At 47.7% G+C, this 17,493-nt stretch carries 16 protein-coding genes; 15 read left to right on the plus strand and 1 reads right to left on the minus strand.

Features of this window, described 5'->3' with window-relative positions; all coding sequences use genetic code 11:
- Positions 1–595 (minus strand): Crp/Fnr family transcriptional regulator (locus AB7C91_RS10730; protein ID WP_428591293.1); only part of this gene is annotated, 595 nt, incomplete at its 3' end.
- A gap of 127 nt (positions 596–722) precedes the next feature.
- Between AB7C91_RS10730 and AB7C91_RS10735 the strand changes: the two genes are divergently transcribed.
- The 15 genes from AB7C91_RS10735 to AB7C91_RS10805 all read left to right on the plus strand — a co-directional run bounded on the left by AB7C91_RS10735 (position 723) and on the right by AB7C91_RS10805 (position 17,409).
- A complete protein-coding gene (locus AB7C91_RS10735) occupies positions 723–1,574 on the plus strand; it encodes a DUF3100 domain-containing protein (RefSeq protein WP_332448294.1) in 852 nt (283 codons plus the stop codon).
- Positions 1,575–2,021, plus strand: coding sequence for a hypothetical protein (locus tag AB7C91_RS10740; protein ID WP_428591296.1), 447 nt, complete (start codon positions 1,575–1,577; stop codon positions 2,019–2,021). It abuts the gene before it with no gap.
- Positions 2,021–2,785, plus strand: coding sequence for a sulfite exporter TauE/SafE family protein (locus AB7C91_RS10745; RefSeq protein ID WP_332448292.1), 765 nt, complete (start codon positions 2,021–2,023; stop codon positions 2,783–2,785). The genes AB7C91_RS10740 and AB7C91_RS10745 overlap by 1 nt, the downstream gene beginning before the upstream one ends.
- Before the next feature lie 16 nt (positions 2,786–2,801).
- Positions 2,802–4,106, plus strand: a complete 1,305-nt coding sequence (locus AB7C91_RS10750; RefSeq protein WP_428591299.1) for an amidohydrolase family protein — start codon at positions 2,802–2,804, stop codon at positions 4,104–4,106.
- A 174-nt stretch (positions 4,107–4,280) separates the two neighbouring features.
- Positions 4,281–5,162: a MurR/RpiR family transcriptional regulator gene (locus AB7C91_RS10755; RefSeq protein WP_332448290.1), complete on the plus strand. Its 882-nt coding sequence runs from the start codon at positions 4,281–4,283 to the stop codon at positions 5,160–5,162.
- A 153-nt stretch (positions 5,163–5,315) separates the two neighbouring features.
- The gene (locus AB7C91_RS10760; RefSeq protein WP_332448289.1) at positions 5,316–6,311 is read left to right on the plus strand and encodes a TRAP transporter substrate-binding protein; all 996 of its coding nucleotides are present in this window, start codon (positions 5,316–5,318) and stop codon (positions 6,309–6,311) included.
- Between the two features lie 161 nt (positions 6,312–6,472).
- A complete protein-coding gene (locus tag AB7C91_RS10765) occupies positions 6,473–6,880 on the plus strand; it encodes a TRAP transporter small permease (protein WP_428591361.1) in 408 nt (135 codons plus the stop codon).
- Entirely contained in the window at positions 6,880–8,148 is a 1,269-nt protein-coding gene (locus AB7C91_RS10770; RefSeq protein ID WP_332448287.1) for a TRAP transporter large permease, read from the plus strand. Before AB7C91_RS10765 ends, AB7C91_RS10770 begins: the two co-directional genes overlap by 1 nt.
- Before the next feature lie 18 nt (positions 8,149–8,166).
- Complete coding sequence (locus tag AB7C91_RS10775; RefSeq protein WP_428591303.1) at positions 8,167–9,432, plus strand: lactate racemase domain-containing protein; 1,266 nt, start codon at positions 8,167–8,169, stop codon at positions 9,430–9,432.
- Positions 9,433–9,464: 32 nt separating this feature from the next.
- Positions 9,465–10,562: a 2-hydroxyacid dehydrogenase gene (locus AB7C91_RS10780; RefSeq protein WP_332446396.1), complete on the plus strand. Its 1,098-nt coding sequence runs from the start codon at positions 9,465–9,467 to the stop codon at positions 10,560–10,562.
- Positions 10,559–11,395, plus strand: a complete 837-nt coding sequence (locus AB7C91_RS10785; protein ID WP_428591306.1) for a class II fructose-bisphosphate aldolase — start codon at positions 10,559–10,561, stop codon at positions 11,393–11,395. The genes AB7C91_RS10780 and AB7C91_RS10785 overlap by 4 nt, the downstream gene beginning before the upstream one ends.
- 20 nt (positions 11,396–11,415) lie before the next feature.
- Positions 11,416–12,921 (plus strand): FGGY-family carbohydrate kinase, encoded by a 1,506-nt coding sequence (locus AB7C91_RS10790; RefSeq protein ID WP_428591364.1) that lies wholly within the window; start codon positions 11,416–11,418, stop codon positions 12,919–12,921.
- A 253-nt stretch (positions 12,922–13,174) separates the two neighbouring features.
- Positions 13,175–14,296, plus strand: coding sequence for a polysaccharide deacetylase family protein (locus AB7C91_RS10795; protein WP_332446398.1), 1,122 nt, complete (start codon positions 13,175–13,177; stop codon positions 14,294–14,296).
- Between the two features lie 11 nt (positions 14,297–14,307).
- Positions 14,308–16,077: a hypothetical protein gene (locus tag AB7C91_RS10800; protein ID WP_428591309.1), complete on the plus strand. Its 1,770-nt coding sequence runs from the start codon at positions 14,308–14,310 to the stop codon at positions 16,075–16,077.
- Positions 16,078–16,113: 36 nt separating this feature from the next.
- Positions 16,114–17,409 carry an extracellular solute-binding protein gene (locus tag AB7C91_RS10805; RefSeq protein ID WP_428591312.1) on the plus strand — a complete coding sequence of 432 codons (1,296 nt, stop codon included), beginning with the start codon at positions 16,114–16,116 and terminating at the stop codon, positions 17,407–17,409.
- Positions 17,410–17,493 lie beyond the last annotated feature (84 nt).

Genomic DNA, 17,493 nt, shown 5'->3' on the forward strand with positions numbered 1-17,493 from the left:
GTTTTGCTATGGCACGATTCAACGTCTTGATGTTCATACCCAATTCCTGGCACATGTAGTCCCGGGTGGTTGATACGGGAACATCCTCTCCCACCTTTGGGGTTTCGCGAAATCGGGATAAAATATAGTGTCCGACTATATAGGTCGAACTGTAGAACAGGCGTTCTCCGCTGCGATAGCTGGTACGGTAGAGTTTGCGTGCAACGTCCCGCGATACGAGTCTGAGAAAATGGTTGTCGGATTCTATCCACCAGAGGAAGTTGGGAACAGACCAGTACAGGACTACACAGCGGCTGGCTGCTTGGATGGTCACCGAGGTACGCGGATAATCGGAGAGGATGGTCACTTCCCCGATGAATGAGATGGCTTTGTTTTTTTCGATTAGGAAAACATTGCCGTTCTCGAAGAGGTTGATCACGTTATGTTCGCCCTCCACCACGATTCCCACACGCTCGATGGGAGTGTCTTTGTAGTGGATGATGGCCCCTGGTTCATAGACCTGCAAAGTGAATGAGGTTTTCAGACGAGTCGGAATGTTCTGAACATAGGGACACATGGCCGGGTACTGTACACTAAGCTCATCGAATGTTTTCATGGTCTCTCTTCTTGGAGACAAGTATATACTGCAAGAAACTTGTAGAAAAACCCCATTTGTCCTTTTTCCTCCTACTGATTGTTCCGTATGCTGGGGCAACATCATTGTGTAGGAGGGAATGCGAGAAATGAAGCCAAGTACGTCGGAATATGCTTCCATCGCCGATCGATTGAAACATGAGTGGAGCTTGTATCTGTTGGGATTTCTGTTCATTGTAATTGCTGATTCCATAGGGAAACTGGTGATTCCTGTTGGCAAGGGGATGTTCATCATTTTCCCTATTTTCTATTCCCTGTTTCTGGGTATGCTCATAGGACCTGATGTGCTGCACGTTCTGAAAAGCAATAAGACGGTGAACCGCGCTTCCAAGTTGGTCATCGTAGCTATTCTGCCTTTCATAGCGAAGCTCGGCATCAATGCCGGTGCAAGTATCGAAGTGGTCATCAAGGCTGGTCCGGCTTTGTTCCTCCAGGAGATCGGGAACCTTGGGACTATCCTCATAGGGCTTCCTATAGCTCTGCTGCTGGGCCTGAAGCGGGAGGCAATCGGAGCGACGCATTCAATCAATCGGGAAACCAATCTTGCCCTCATCCAGGACGTCTATGGCCCTGACTCTGCAGAAGCCCGTGGAACTCTTTCTGTCTATATTATCGGGGGAATGCTCGGAACAATTTATTTTGGTTTCATGGTTTCTCTCATTGCCTCTACCGGATTGTTTCATCCATATTCACTGGGAATGGCCAGCGGTGTTGGTGCGGGCATCATGATGGCAAGTGCCACTGCGACCTTGGTAGAGATATTTCCAAAATTTGCCAAGGAAATCTCAGCGTTGGCCGCAACGAGTGAGACCCTTTCCGGTGTAACCGGTATTTACGTAGCTCTATTCATCGGTCTTCCATTCTGCAACTTCCTCTACAGGCATTTGGAACCGAGATTTGCAAGATTGAGAGGGGAAACCGCAGTGAAGGAGGATAAATAAATGAAAATCAGTGAATGGATCACATTGTTTCTTGTAGTCGGATTCGGATTGGTTTTGGCGAATTTCATTGGATTCCATGTAGGGATTCTTGAATCACTTCCCGGCATGGGCGTCCTGTTGGTCATTTCATTGGTGGCAGTCGTACTTGATAAATTGATTGCCATCAAGTTGCCGGTGATCGCCTACTGCTCTTTGGTAGGATTACTGGTGGCCAGCCCGATCTCGCCCATTCGTGAATTTGTAATCTCCTCAGTGGGAAAGATCAATTTCACCGCACCACTCACGATGGTCGGAGCCTTCGCCGGTATGTCAATCAGCAACCAGTTGAAGGTATTCGCCAAACAAGGTTGGAAGATGGTGATCATCACCGTCGTGGTCATGACCGGTACCTATGTGGGTTCATTGTTGATCGCCCAATTGGTGTTGTCCCTCACCCACGCCATCTGATGTTGTTGCTTGCCATACTCTGTAGTGCCGCAGTGGGGTTGTTGATCGGCTGGTCCGGGATCGCCGGGTTTCTCCTTCCCATTTTCTATACCGGTGTAGTGAAAATGGACCAAACCTCTGCGTTGGCTTTCAGCTTTGCTTTGTTCTTGGTCTCCGGGTCATTGGGGGCATACAGCTATTATCGAAAAGGGCAGCTGCACCTGTCTGGTAGTTTGCCCTTGTTGCTGGGAAGTCTGGGAGGAGGAGTCGGAGGTGTAATAATACACGCCTCACTCAGCACATCGGTTGTGATCATCATCTTGTACACGGTAGTGCTGGTTTCGGGTATTTCCTTGTTGGTTCGCCTAATTCGGGAAGACAGAAATTTGCAGCATGCGCAAGGGAGTATGCATCTTACACAGAAACCTATGGTACTGGTTCTCTTCGGTGTCGCTACTGGTGCGCTCTGTACCTTTTCCGGAGCAGGGGGACCGGTGTTGGTGATGCCCATCCTCATTCTCTGGGGCTTGGATGCCAAGTTTGCCGTAGGTTTGGCTTTGTTGGATTCTGTGTTCATTGCCGTACCTTCGGTGATTGGATATGGTCTTTCAGCCGATTTGGATGGGTATGCTCTACTATTCATCCTCTCACTGGTTTCCCATGCTGCAGGGGTCTGGGCAGGGGGAAAAAGTGCAAAGAAAATAAAACAGCAACCATTGAAACTTGCTGTCGGACTTTTCTCCACACTCCTTGCAGGGTGGAAGTTGCTCGCATTATTGAGATGAGGGAGCCAATACAGCTATGAACGCACAAACTTATGATATACTTATCAAGGATACTTCGTATATCAAATCTGATATGCAGGTGGTCAAGCATGCCACGATTGCCATCAAAGAGGGCAGGCTATCCTTCCTGGTTGATGGGACGAACCTGCTTGCGACACAAGAACTAGATGGATCCTCCTTGCTTTGGATGCCTGGATTGGTCGATGGACATTTGCATACGAGTCAACAACTTCTTCGAGGCAGATTGCTTGATGAGCGTCCGGTGATCTGGAAGCGAATCAATGTCCCGTTTGAAAGTACTTTGACCGAGCAGGAATCATCATTGAGCGCCTCCTTGGCTGCTCTTGAAATGATGAAGGCGGGTACAACGGGATTTGTCGATGTCGGTGGCCGGTTTGCACTCTCGTTTGCCCAGGTGTATGAACAGTCGGGATTACGAGGTCGCTTGAGTTATATGGCCAATGACAACCCAAATGCTCCCGCTTCGCTTCGGGTAACAGCAATGGATGCGGTTGGACGAATGCTTGACCTGCATACACAGCTGACTGGCAGGGTGAAAGGGTATGCTTCGGTGACAGCGCTGACTGCCGCCAGCGAGAACATGATCAAGCAAATGATAACCGCAGCCCAAGAAAACGGTATACCATTCGAGACGCATATGAATGAATATGCCAGTGAAGTGTTTGAGTTCGTTGAACGCTATCAGATGCGTCCTTTTGAGTATTTGGAAAATGAGGGATTGCTTGCCGGTCCATTCGTTGCAGCCCATTGTATTTTTCTCAGTGAACGGGAAAAGGAAATCATACAACACCGAGGTGTGATGGTTGCACATTGTCCCTTTTCAAATTGTGGAAAAGGAGTCCCTGATACACCGAACTTGCTTGCTCGTGGTGTGGCTGTTGGCTTCGGCACTGATGGAAGCGCTCATGGTGGGTTGGATTTGTTTAAGGAGATCAGGTTGTTCAGGGGGGTGATGAATGCCGTAAAAGGGGTGGGGAGTGCGGACTATGCAGTTATGGATGCTGCAACCTTGCTCAAAATGGCCACCAGCAATGCCGCAGGTATGTTGAACCATACGGGACTCGGCACGTTGGTCGAGGGTGCTCCGGCTGATCTGATTGCCCTCAATATGGATCAGGTCCATATGTGGCCGACCCACAATATGGTGAATACGGTGGTGGAAAGTGCCAGTGGTAGTGATGTGGTGCATTCCATCATTGATGGTAGACTGGTCATGAAAGATAGGGTGGTGCTCACCCTTGATGAAGAAAAAATTCGCCATGAGGCGAAGCAATGGGCTGTAGCGCATGGACTTGTCTGAGAATGTGAGCCTTCTTGTTTGATTTGAAACTTGACAATTACATGCTTGGGCCACCTCCTGGAAAAGGGAGGTGGCTCTTTCCGTCCGGCTAGAAATGCAGAACACAGCTCGTAACGAGGGTATTGGGAAGAAAAGCCTTGACATCAATCTTTCAAGCAAGGAATACTTGTTCTCATGGCAAGTGTACGGGATGGACAGCGACAGATGAAAAGCATATTTACCGAGATTCGGACTCGATACAACCTTCTTTCAAAACCTCAGAAATGTATCGCTGATTTCATTCTCAATAATCCTTCTGAAGTAATTCTGCTTTCCATTACCAACCTTGCCGAGAAATGTTCAACCAGCGAACCGACGATTCTCCGCTTCCTGAGAAAGCTTGATTATACTTCGTACCAAGTCTTCAAGGTAAACCTGGCTCAGGAAGTTTCAAAGACAACGGCTCAGTCCTCTTATATATTTGAAGAGATTTCCGAGCATGATTCACTCTTGGAAGTAAAACAGAAGATTGTGCATACTACCATGCAGAGTATCCATGATAGTCTGGCTATTCTGGATGATGCGGCGTTGGAACAAGCATTGCAATTGCTGCTGGAAAGCAAAAGGATCATCACTTTGGGGGTCGGCTCTTCAGCTTCCATTGCAAACGATGCCTACCACAAATTCTCTAGATTGGGGTTGAAGGTGGTATGCTGTAATGACCCGCATATGATGAGTATCATCTGTACCCATGCAGATCCTGATGAAGTCATTCTTGCCTTTACGCATTCTGGGGAAAGTCGGGAAATTTTGGATGCAACCGAGCTTGCGAAGCAGAACAAGGTACCGATCATTGTAGTGACCAGCTATCCGAATTCCAGTGTGACCAAACTTGCCGATGTCCTGTTGCTCAGTTCCACGAACGAGATGAGATTCCACTCCGATGCAGTCATTTCACGGATCATCCAACTGGTAATCATCGATATTCTGCAAACCAGTATGTTATTGCGTCTCGGAGAGCAAGGAATTGAAAACTTGAATAAATCGCGTATTGCCGTTGCCAAGAAAAAAACTTGATGACAGCTTAATTTCCGGATTCATTACTTAATATTCTTTTCAGGATATTTTTGTTGACAGATTCATGAAGGTGTCCTACCATTGGCTAAAATAGTAAAAAATCTACTATAGCAAAATATAAAACGTAGATTTTTTAACAAAAAGGAGACTGGAATGAAAAGACTACGATTTGCATTTGCTGTTCTTGTAGCTCTGCTGGTGATTGCTCCTGTTTTTGCCGCTGGAAGCCAAGAAGCTGCAGCATCAAAGCCGATGGTATTGAAATTGGGACACATCCAATCAGATCAGGATGTATGGCACAAGGCAGCTTTATTCTTTGCTGAGAAAGTAGCAGAGAAAACGAACGGCACGGTAAAAGTGGAAGTATATCCAAACTCCACCATCGGAAATGATCGTGACATGGCTGAAGGACTTCAGCTCGGTTCCGTTGATTTCGCATTGATTGCTGGTGTCTTGGGTAATTTTGAACCCTCCCTGCAGATTCTTGAGCTGCCGTATCTCATTGAAAATGAACAACATCTGCGCAATGTAATCTATGGACCGATCGGGCAGGAATTGTTTGACCGCTTGTTGAAGAGTTCGAATATTCGTGGATTGACCTATTGGGAACGTGGACCTCGCCAGCTTACCTCAAACTATCCGATCAATACGATTGCGGATGTAAAAGGTTTGAAGCTCCGGCTTCCTGAAATTCCCGCTATGCTGGCTTATTGGAAGGCCGCAGGCGCCAATCCGACTCCCATGGCTTGGGGTGAAGTCTACTCTGCTCTGCAGCAGAAGGTCATTGATGGTCAGGAGAATCCTATTCCGTACATCCATTCGGCTCGTTTGGAAGAAGTCCAGTCATATATTGCCATGACATCCCACAAGTATGAGTATGTAACAATTTCCATGAGCAATCTGACGTATGAGAAACTGAACGCCGAACAGCAGAAAGCTGTCTATGAAGCAGCATCTGAATCTGCGGAATATCAGAATAAATTGGTTGCCGATCTTACCGATAGCTTGTTCAAGGATTTGCAGGCAAAAGGCATGAAAGTAACCTATCCTGATCGTGCCCCCTTTATTGCTGTTGCACAGAAAGTAAATGAAGAGTTTGCATCAAAGATTGATGCCGATCTCTACAAGAGAATTGTTGCAGCGAAATAATGGTCCTGATGGATGCCGACCCGATAGTACCGGGTCGGCATCAATGTTGCACGAGAAGCGAGGTTTGTATGGAATCCGAAAAAGAACGATCACGTTTTGGCAGATTTACTGATGCATTGTACCAAATCGTGTTTTGGTTTAGTGCCGTATTGATGGCTGCAATGGTGTTTACCATTTTTATTCAAGTCATAGCTCGATACGTATTCAGCAACTCTCTTACCTGGTCGGAAGAAGTTGGTCGTTATGTATTCGTAATGATGACATTTTATGGTGGGGCGCTTGGGGTGAAGCGTAATCAGCATGCATTGTTGGATTCTCTGGTAAACCTTTTCCCATTCAAGGTTGCCAAGATGGTGAATCTTATTTCTTATAGTTTGATGTTAGGACTTACGATTACGGTTCTTATCGGTTTGAAAGCGATCATGGGTGTGGCGAAGCGACAAGTGAGCGCAGCGCTGCAACTCCCGATGATATACATCTATATTCTTATGTTCATCGGTATGGCTGTCATGATGATCTTCATTATTGAGAAAATCGTAGAGACTGCACAGTTGAAGGAGAACGCATAATGGCACTCATCATGTTTGTGATATTCCTTATTTTGGTGTTCTTTGGAGTGCCGATCTCATTTGCACTTGGAATTTCTTCAATATTTACCTTGCTTACCATCGGGGGGTATCCCATCGCTGTGGTTGCACAACGCATGTTTACAGCGGTTGATTCCTTTCCGTTGATGGCTATCCCATTTTTCATGTTGGCTGGTCTGTTGATGGACAGGGGTGGGATTACGAAACGGATTATCGATTTTTCCTTGGGAATCGTCGGCAATATCCGAGGTGCATTGGCTCATGTGGTTGCCGTTACTGCTGTCATCATGGGGGGCATTTCCGGTTCCGGTGTTGCCAATACCGCTGCGATCGGCTCAATTATGATTCCGGAAATGAAAAAACGTGGGTACGACGCCCATTTTTCTGCAGCTTTGGTAGCTTGCTCGGGGAGTATTGGTCTGATCATTCCCCCCAGCATTGCCATGATCATCTATGGTGTTTCTTCACAGGTTTCAATCGGAGACCTTTTTATGGGAGGAATCATCCCTGGTGTCTTGATTGGTGTTGGATTGATGGTCATGAGTTACTTCATTGCCAGGAAACGGAATTATCCGGTCGAACAACGCGTGGGAATGCGAGAAATTCTGAAGCGTCTGAAGCGCTCAATCTGGGCATTGTTCATGCCGGTGATCATTATTGTAGGAATTCGAATGGGTGTATTCACTCCTACTGAAGGAGGCTGTGTAGCAGCAGTATATGCATTACTAGTCGGGGTAGTAATTCATAGGGATATCAAGGTTCCTCAAATCATGCGAATCTTTGGTGAAGCAGTCATCATCACCGCCTCAATTTCTTTCCTGATTGCAACTTCTTCCTTGTTCAGCTGGATTCTTACTGCCGAGCAGATTCCCCAGATGATAACCCGTCTGTTCCTCTCGCTTACCGACAACAAGTACATCATGCTGTTGTTGATCAACCTTCTGTTGATTATTGTCGGAATGTTCATCGATTCCGGTCCTGCCATCATTTTGCTCGCTCCCATATTGGTCCCCGTCGCTTCAGCCATGGGTATCAATCTGGTGCAATTTGGAGTCATGATGGTCATCAATCTCACCACGGGTTTGTTGACCCCTCCTGTCGGGACCGCACTGTTTGTGGCGTCCAATATTTCCGGTGTGTCTCTCGGAAAGTTGAGTAAAGCGATTCTAAAATTCTTATTGGTTATGTATGCGGTCATGTTGCTCTCTGCCTATGTACCGTTCATTACGACTTGGGCGATACCAAAATAATGGGAGTGGAATGGACAAATGGAACAGATTATACCGAGTGAAATGTATCGGGTAAGAAGACAATTTCCTACCGACGATGCAATACAAGACATTGATTCAGCTATAGGCGCGGAATTTACCAAAGTGGCTTCTTTGTTCAAGCCCGGGGAACGAATAGGTTTGGCGGTAGGAAGTAGGGGAATCAGGAATATCCAACAAATCGTCAAACAGGTAATTACCCATTTACAGTCAGCCGGGGTATCTGTATCCATCATTCCCGCAATGGGAAGTCATGCTGGGGCGACTGGTGAAGGACAAGCGGAAATGCTTGCTTCCTATGGCATAACAGAAGATGCGCTAGGGGTACCGATTCTTTCCTCTATGGATGTAAAAGTTCTGGGGACAACAGATGCCGGGGTTCCTGTCCATATCGATGCAAATGCTTGGTCGATGGATGGAATCGTAATGTTGAACCGAATTAAGCCTCATACTGATTTTCATGGTTCGATCGAAAGCGGACTCATGAAGCAGATTGCCGTTGGATTGGGGAAGCGTCATGGAGCTGAAACCATTCATCGTCGTGGGGTTACGGGATTATCGGTGCATATGCCGGCGATCGCACGATTTGTGTTGGGGACCGGGAAGATTCGCTGTGGATTGGCAATCGTGGAAAATATGCGGGATGAAACATCCATTTTGCGGTTTGTCCTTCCCCAGGATTTTGAGCATGTCGAATGTGAATTGCTGCAATTGGCTAAACAAAAGATTCCTGCAGTGCCATTTCGGGATCTGGATGTCTTGTTGATACAGGAAATGGGGAAGAATATCAGTGGTACCGGTATTGATCCAAATGTGACGGGACGGTATTTTCTGGACCGGGGGAATTCCCCTGACAATGCATATGGCATCAAACGCTTGGTATGTTTGGATCTGACTGAAGAAAGCCACCACAACGGGTTGGGTGTAGGATTTGCCGATGTGATCAGTCGAAGATTATTTGATAAGATTGATCTTTCCATTTCCTATGTAAACATCATCACCACCGGTTTTTTGGAGCGTGGCTTCCTGCCGATCATCCAAGAGACGGACAAGGATGCGCTGCATACGGCGCTCTTTGCATGCGGAAGGGTAATGACAGCAAGTTCAGCACGCGTAATGATGATCAAAAATACCTTATGCATGCATGAGATGCTTGTTTCACAGGCATTATTGTCTGAGGTAGCTCAGGATCCAACAATGGAAATTGTCGGGAAGGAGCCGCTGGTATGGAACGATGGGGCTCTCTCTGTAGTTTGGAATGAATAAACGAATACCGAAATGGTAAGGAGATTCGTAGAATGGGTAGAAAAGTGAAAGCGTTGGTTCTTGGGGATGCAATGATTCGGGTTGAAGGTTTCGCAAAGGCGGTTGCTCGTCATTTGGGCCCTTTTGTTTCGGAAACGATACAAGGGGAGTGGGAATCCAACTGGTCGGAACTGCAGAGAAGAAGACTGGAAGTTGAAAAGCAAGGTCCTGAAATTGAAACTCTTGATCCTTTGGTCGCTCAGCGTGGAGCCGAAGCTGAGATGTTGATGGGTCTCTTTGTCCCCGTATCGACAAAATACATGGATGCAATGCCGAATTTGCATGTAGTCGGTGTTTCTCGTGCAGGAGTGGAAAATGTGAATATTGCAGAAGCCACCAAGCGGGGGATATTGGTCTTCAATGTGGAAGGGCGTAATGCTGAGGCGGTTTCAGATTTCGCTGTAGGGATGATGCTTTGTGAAGCACGCAATATTGCACGAGCTCACTATTCCATAAAGAGCGGACAATGGCGGAAAACCTTCAGCAACTCTGATTTTGTTCCTGAATTCAAGGACCGGACCATCGGTTTGGTTGGATTTGGGTATATCGGCCGCTTGGTTGCCAGAAAGCTATCAGGTTTCAATGTGAATATTTTGGTGCACGACCCGTTTGTTCCGGCTGAAGATATCAAAGCACTTGGTGCTACTCCTGTGGATAAGGAACAGCTGTTCAAGGAGAGTGATTTCATCAGCGTACATGCCCGTTTGACCGAGGATACGAAAAAATATATTGGGAAAAAAGAACTGTCGGTGATGAAGAAAACCGCATACTTCATCAATACTGCTCGCGCCGGGTTGGTTGACCAGGATGCTTTGGCACAAGTCCTGCAAAACAACCAAATTGCGGGAGCTGCGCTGGATGTGTTTACCAATGAGCCGATTGATCAGGATAGCCCGTTCTTGTCGCTGGACAATGTGACCCTGACAACGCATATAGCCGGTACCACCGCTGACGCCCTCAACAATTCTCCCGGCTTGTTGATGGAAGACATTGCCCGCCTGATGAACGGTCAGAAAGCTCGTTTCATCAAAAACCCCCAGGTTCTTGATGATCCGAACTTCCAGGCTTGGCTTAGGGAGGTGACTGCATGATTCGAAATCTTGCAGAAGTGCTAGCAGGTGCAGAAGCAGGTGGATATGCCGTTGGTTCATTCAACGGCTATGATTATCTCACGTTTCGCGCCACGGTGGAGGCTAGTCGGGAATTGGGATTTCCGGCGATCATCGCTTTTGGGGCAGCATACTTGAAGAACATGTCGGTAGAAGAGGTTGCTTCAGTTTTCCGCCAGCTCGCCACTCGAACAAGTCAGGATGTGGTATTGCATTTGGATCATTGTAAGGATTTTGCAGCCATTGTCCGAGCAATAAAGGCTGGATTCACTTCCGTTATGTATGATGGCAGCGCTTTGCCGTTTGAAGAAAACCTGGCAAGAACCGCGCAAGTGGTTGCCGTCGCCCATGCTGCCGGTGTTTCGGTGGAGGCTGAACTCGGTTCAATTGCTGGTGGGGATAAATCACATGAAGGAGGGGGGGAGGAAATCTATACAAACCCTGAATTGGCGAAGCGTTTTGCTGAAGAAACCGGCATTGATGCATTGGCGGTCTCGATCGGAACAGTGCATGGACTGTATAAGGGAGAGCCAAAGATCAGTATCGAAACATTGCGCGCAATCGACACAGTCGTTCCGGTTCCTTTGGTTTTGCACGGAGGCAGCGGCACTCCTGAGCAGACTATCAAGCAATGCATTGCTCATGGGATCAGAAAGATCAATGTAAATACAGAAATCTCGGTTGCTGTTCTGGATGCATTGCAGACGAGTCTTTCCGATACAGTAAAGCAGGCACATCTTTCTCAGCTAATGCTTGGTGAAATGGATGTAATGAAGCAAGTTGTCATAAAATATATGAGGATGTTCAGACCGTGAATAGGTTACCCGCGCAGACAGTGATCACCATCGATGTAGGCACATCAAGTTTGAGAGCTTCGTTGTATACAGAGGAGGGGGTGTGTTTGCACACAAGCCAATTCCATTACAGCCCGTTGTTTCTGGGCAGTAATAAGGTGGAACAGGATCCTTTTTCCTGGGACGAAGCGCTTGAGCATACTTTGCGCGGAGTATCTTCCTATATAGCCGATCATTCGTGTAACGTACATGCCATTTCCATTGCTTCGCAACGGGCCTCAGTGATCCCTTTGGATAAGGAAGGAAAGCCTTTGTATCGGGCCATAATGTGGCAAGACAAGCGGAGCATTGCGGAAAGTGAAGATTTTGCACGAATTCTTTCTCCCCGTCTGGTATATACAAAAACGGGGTTGCGAGTCGATTCGTATTTTTCCGCCCCAAAGATCATGTGGCTCAAAAACCATGAACCGGCAGTGTTTCATGCAGCTTCTGTATTTCTCGGTGTGCAGGACTATGTTGCATATAGACTTACCGGGGAACTGGTGACCGATACATCGCAAGCATCCAGAACCTTGATGATGGATCTATCCTCCCGTTGCTGGGACCCGCAATTGCTTTCGGTGGTTGGAATCGATCAAACTCAATTGCCCAGGATTGTGGAACCCTCGTCCATTTGCGGGTATCTGATGGATTCTTTTGCTGTTCGTGTAGGATTGCCGACTGGAATTCCCGTTGTTCTGGCAGGGGGAGACCAAGGTTGTGCCGCTATGTCGCTGGGGATGGTTGACCCGGGTGTTGTTGTTGCAAACACCGGTACCGGTTCCTTCACCTTGGGGTATGCCAAAGAACCTCGATTTGACGAGGGAATGCGTAGTCTCTGCAGTGCGGGGACAATCCCGGGATCGTATTTTGTTGAAGCGGGATTGATCACCAGCGGTATTTTGGTCCAATGGTTTGTTGAACAGTTTTTCAAAGATATTCCCCGCGAGGAGGCGTTCGACCGTTTGTTCGAGGAGCTGGCTCAGGCTCCGGTGGGATCTCATGGCGTGGTTGTATTACCTCATTTCAAAGGGGTAGCCGCCCCATTTTGGAATCCCAAGGCAAAAGGTGTATTTTTCAATGTAACGCTAGCGACTACTCGAGCAGATATGGCAAGAGCGGTACTAGAAGGAATTTCCTTGGATATGGCATTGAATTTTGAGTTGATCAAAGAGGTGATGGGTTCTTGTACCAGGATTTCAATTGCAGGCGGGATGACCCGCAGGGATGTATTTAATCAAATACAAGCGGATGTGTACAAACATGATGTTTGGATTGCTGATTCTGCGGAGGCTTCTTCACTGGGCGCTTGGATGAGCGCTGTGGTAGCAGTCGGGTTGTATGCAAATCATGCTAAGGCATATGAGATTGTTGCAGCAAAGCACCCAAGGGTATTTGCTCCAAGGCAGGAAGCAACTGCTCTTTATGATGCAATACAGCGAAAGCGTATTGGTTTGTATGATGTGCTTTCCTCCAATGAAATCTATGAGCAATTCTCTGAAATGTAGGAAGAAGCAGGGAACTATCGTACAGTGAGTATTGGAAAGATACCACATACTGGACAACAGAGCGGTCTTCACTGACTCTAAAATCATTCTCACTATTCAATGGGATGCTTGCATTTCCCAATACATCACCTTGGTGTATGCCTGATCCCCGATTACAATTCTCATACAATGAGTTTGGAAAGGGCGGAAAAAACTGTTTGACATATATATTAAACGAGTTATAATAAGTTATAAAATAAACAAGGAGTTCGGTATGGTACAGCTGGGATTTGCATTTAATTTCAATGTGCAACGTTGTGAAATAGAAGTGGGTGATGAAGCACAGATCATTGAACAAGGATATAAACCCCTTTTGGCACTGTTCAAGAAATACAACCTCAAGGCAAATTGCTTTCTCTCCGGGTTTACCACGGAATTGCTGAAGCAGAATGCTCCGGAAGTATTGGATACCATCCATGCCATGAAGGATGTGAATCTTGAACTGGGCACCTATACCTATACGCATCCGATTCCGCAACTGTTGAAGAAGGAAGAATTCTCTCGGCAAATGCGTAAAGGTATGGAAATTGATCGGCAGGTGCTTGATGCTGCTACTGAGGGCTTCCTTCCCCCCGAATTTGCCTATAGTGAGGAAATGGGTGAGGTATTGGAAGAAGAAGGGATCAAATGGTTCATCGCCCTTGCTTCCCAGATCGAGAAAGGTTTGAAAGAAGCTGGTTTGGTACGTGATCCATATATCCCATATACGGTAAAACTGGCAAATGGACGGTTCCTTACTGCAGTTCCCGCCGTCTATCAGTTACCGCAGACCCCAGCCCGATTCTTCAAGCTGATGATGAAGGGGCAGGTACCGGTGGATACCGTCATTGAGGGAGTGCGATTGTTTGCTCAGCAACATCCGGGTGGCTTGCTCCTGTTCAAGCGGGATGCGGAAACCATTTTCATTGATATGTTCAACAGCGGATTCACGAAGACGTATGAAGTCATGGATGAATTTTTGGAAAAACTCTCCAAATTGGACTGCATACAGCCAGCCTTCATCAGTGAGGCACTCACAACCTGTGACGAGAATCTTGTTATCACACTTCCTGATTACTTGGGTAATACCAAGATTGAAACGTTTACCGAAGGGGCCGCAAAAACCATCTGGGACGCAACAGTTGAGGTTCGAGATACCTTGATTGCCTATGATCAGAAACACAAAAGCAACCAGACTATAGAACAGGCATGGGAACACCTTATGCTCAGCCATAATTCGGATGGACGTATTGGGTATTGGTTCAGTGAGTGGAATCCCGGTGAACATGTCGTCGCACCTTCGAGAAGAGCGTTTGTTGAGGATAATCTGGCAAGAGCCAAGGCGTTGTTGGATTAAGGGAGAGGATGATGCTGTTCGTTGATGAATCAGTCATGCAGGAAATCTCGTTGGAACAATTCGAGCAGCGTGCTGTGCGCAAGGGAGTGGCTCAGCCGTTATTCCAACGATTCCTCCAGATTCTTGTTTCAGATCGGACAGCGTATGGAATTGGTATCGAGAAGGCGATCAAGCTGCTTGCAACGTGTAATGATGAGAGTCCATCAGTGCGATTGGAGGCAATTCAGCGGGTATCCAAACTTAAGTTTCCGGGTACCGATGGCATGCGGGGGAAAGTGTCTATACAACCACTCTCTCCCACAGGCAGCCTGCTCGCCTATCAAGAGAATGGCTTGATCACTCCTGTATTCTATTATCTTGTGGTCAGGGCGTTTCTTGATCTTCTTGAAGAACAGACTTCGGTAGAATCAACACAGTGTGCAGTCGCCGAGGATGGGAGGGAAATAGGTTCCAGTCATCCACTGCTACGGGCAACGATTGCTGCAATTGATGATGCAGGATGGTCTGCAAACTATCTTGGAGTACTACCAACGCCGGGAGCCGCCATCTATAGCATGAGCAGGCAGCAACCGGTGCTCATGATTACCGCCAGTCATAACCCTTCTTCAAACAACGGGCTTAAGTGTTTCGTTGATGGATGCAAGCTGTATCCCCAAGGAGTACTTGGTGAGTACGCACTTACTGAGCGGATCATCAGGTTCGCCTGGTCTGTACAGGAAGGTTTCAGTTGTCAAACTGCGTTCATCCCCTCGGTGGATACTCAGGCCCGCAGTATGTTGACCAATTTGGTTGTGGACCAATGTTCTGAACAGGATCTGGTACTATTGCGCAACTGTGCGGTCACCATCGATTGTGCCAACGGGGCGGTATCGGCTTGGTATGATGAGCTGTGCACCCGTATGGGCCTGCATCCATTCGTGCTGCATACCACGATGGGGCAGAATACGATCAACGCCGGATGCGGCGCCGCCGTGCTGGAAGGGATACACCAAATCAGATGTACCGGCCCATTTCCTTCCCTTCTTGCCCAGAGTATGGTTGAACGGTGTTCAGCGGAACATCGCATGCAATACGGCATAGCAGTTGACGGAGACGGAGATCGTTGTGTCTTGCTGGTTCTGGAACCTGGTGATCAGAGCATCCGTGTATTGCACGGAGATGAATTGCTCACGCTGCTGAAACAACGCTTTCCCCACATCCGAGATCTCGCGCTTACCATCGAGAGTGATCCGAATACAAAGGTCCAGCTGGAAAAGCGATATCCAGATGCAGTGGTACATATTCGAGGTGTCGGCGATCGGTACCTCACGCGTGATCTGGAGCACACCTTGGTTTTAGGCGCGGAGGACAGCGGACATGTGGTATTTCCCATCCGGTTGGGAAACCGGGTGTTGTATAGTGGCAACGGCCTTCTCACCGGATTATTGGCAATATTGGCGTACCAGGCAAACCCATTGAACTTATTTGTCCGCAGAGGCATACGCAAAATTGTGGTACGATCGGTTGATCGTCGGTATTGGTTTGAAGGTTCGCTGTTGCACCAACAGAGCAAGGCAATGATAGAGCGATTGTTTCCTTGCTCGGATACGGAACGAGTCGTGTTTCCTGAGGATCACGATATGCTGGCGTACACCATCGGGGACGGGCAGCTGTTGTACATGCGGTCAAGTGGAACCGAGCCGAATATGCAACTTGTATTTCCAGACAGTTCGGATGAACGGTTTGAAAGGTTGGCGCAGGAATTCTCTCAAGCCTGTGCACCGTATCGAATAGAGAAATAGGGACATGGTCCCGCATCGATCCAAAAGGAGGAAAAGATGAAAAAAGGTTTATTGGTGGTGCTGTTGTTGGCGATGGTTCTCCCCTTCGCATTTGCAGCAGGAAAGCAGGAAGCACCGACGGGTGCTTCCCAGTCGGAAGTGACCGAGATTGTGTATTGGCAGTATTTCTATGAGACGAAGAAAGATCTGATGGACAAGTTGATCAAGATTTTCGAGGAACGGAACCCTGATATCAAAGTCACCCAGCAGACATTCCCGTATGAAAACTACAACACAAAGGTAGCTTCTTCCGTACCTTCCGGTCAGGGGCCGAACGTAATCAATCTGTTTTATGGTTGGTTGCCGCTCTACATCGACAGTGGATACCTGCAGCCGTTGCCGGAGAGCGTATTCCCCAATTCCCGCATAGAAAATGAATTCTTCCCCTTGGTGGAAGCCGCTAAATTCGATGGAAAATACTATGCGCTTCCGACCGCAGTTCGCTCGTTGGCCCTTTTCTGGAACAAGGACTTGTTCAAGGCAGCTGGTCTTGATCCTGAAGTACCCCCGACGACGATGGACCAGATGGTTGCATACGCAAAGAAGATCGCCAAGCAGGACAAGAACGGCAATTATTTGCAGACCGGTATGACATTGGAACTCCGTGGACAGATGCATCATGTGCTTCGTGAGGTCCTGATTCGTCAATTCGGCGGCACTCCGTATAATGCCGATTCAACAAAGGTTACCTACAACAGCCAAGCCGGATATGATGCCCTCAAGTGGTTCACTGATCTTGAGACGGTACAGAAAGTAGGCGTCCCCCAGTATATGACCGATGATGTGACTGCATTCAGCGCAGGCAAGATGGGTATGACCATTGATGGATCCTTCAGACTCGGCAACTTCAACAAGCTTAAGGATACCCTGCATTACGGCGTTTCAGAACTGCCGGAAATGAACGGGGTGAAATCCAATTTTGCATCCTTCTGGGCGAATGGCATCACCAGTACGACAAAAGGAAAACAACTCGATGCATCCATCAAGTTCCTGGAATTCTTGACCAGCGATGAGGTCATGGCGATGTGGCTGCCGGCAATCGGCGAGCTTCCCGCCAAGAAGTCCCTGGCACTCAAGGATGAATTCAAGAACGATCCTACCTATGGTCCTTTCATCAGAGGATTGGACTATGCACAGGCTACCAAATTCATTGATGAAAACGAGCAGAGAATGGTGTGGATCAATGCCTATGATGAGGTCGTCCTGAATGGCATGTCCGTTCAGAAGGCTGTAGATCAAGCAGCGCAGAAGGAACAGGCGGTGCTGGACGCATATTATTCCAAGACCCGTTGATTGTGTACTTCCCTCGGGCTTCAGTCGGTGTATGATTGAAGCCCGGCTTGTTCTCAATCCTTACTGCAGAGAGGTACATGATGG

The organism is Sphaerochaeta sp., from assembly GCF_050256055.1.
In the GTDB taxonomy this organism is placed as follows: Bacteria; Spirochaetota; Spirochaetia; order Sphaerochaetales; family Sphaerochaetaceae; genus Sphaerochaeta.

Bases quoted from the DNA above. Each gene is read 5' to 3' on its own strand.
- AB7C91_RS10735 (WP_332448294.1), top strand. From the start codon at position 723: ATGAAGCCAAGTACGTCGGAATATGCTTCCATCGCCGATCGATTGAAA.
- AB7C91_RS10740 (WP_428591296.1), top strand. From the start codon at position 1,575: ATGAAAATCAGTGAATGGATCACATTGTTTCTTGTAGTCGGATTCGGA.
- AB7C91_RS10745 (WP_332448292.1), top strand. From the start codon at position 2,021: ATGTTGTTGCTTGCCATACTCTGTAGTGCCGCAGTGGGGTTGTTGATC.
- AB7C91_RS10750 (WP_428591299.1), top strand. From the start codon at position 2,802: ATGAACGCACAAACTTATGATATACTTATCAAGGATACTTCGTATATC.
- AB7C91_RS10755 (WP_332448290.1), top strand. From the start codon at position 4,281: ATGGCAAGTGTACGGGATGGACAGCGACAGATGAAAAGCATATTTACC.
- AB7C91_RS10760 (WP_332448289.1), top strand. From the start codon at position 5,316: ATGAAAAGACTACGATTTGCATTTGCTGTTCTTGTAGCTCTGCTGGTG.
- AB7C91_RS10765 (WP_428591361.1), top strand. From the start codon at position 6,473: ATGGTGTTTACCATTTTTATTCAAGTCATAGCTCGATACGTATTCAGC.
- AB7C91_RS10770 (WP_332448287.1), top strand. From the start codon at position 6,880: ATGGCACTCATCATGTTTGTGATATTCCTTATTTTGGTGTTCTTTGGA.
- AB7C91_RS10775 (WP_428591303.1), top strand. From the start codon at position 8,167: ATGGAACAGATTATACCGAGTGAAATGTATCGGGTAAGAAGACAATTT.
- AB7C91_RS10780 (WP_332446396.1), top strand. From the start codon at position 9,465: ATGGGTAGAAAAGTGAAAGCGTTGGTTCTTGGGGATGCAATGATTCGG.
- AB7C91_RS10785 (WP_428591306.1), top strand. From the start codon at position 10,559: ATGATTCGAAATCTTGCAGAAGTGCTAGCAGGTGCAGAAGCAGGTGGA.
- AB7C91_RS10795 (WP_332446398.1), top strand. From the start codon at position 13,175: ATGGTACAGCTGGGATTTGCATTTAATTTCAATGTGCAACGTTGTGAA.
- AB7C91_RS10800 (WP_428591309.1), top strand. From the start codon at position 14,308: ATGCTGTTCGTTGATGAATCAGTCATGCAGGAAATCTCGTTGGAACAA.
- AB7C91_RS10805 (WP_428591312.1), top strand. From the start codon at position 16,114: ATGAAAAAAGGTTTATTGGTGGTGCTGTTGTTGGCGATGGTTCTCCCC.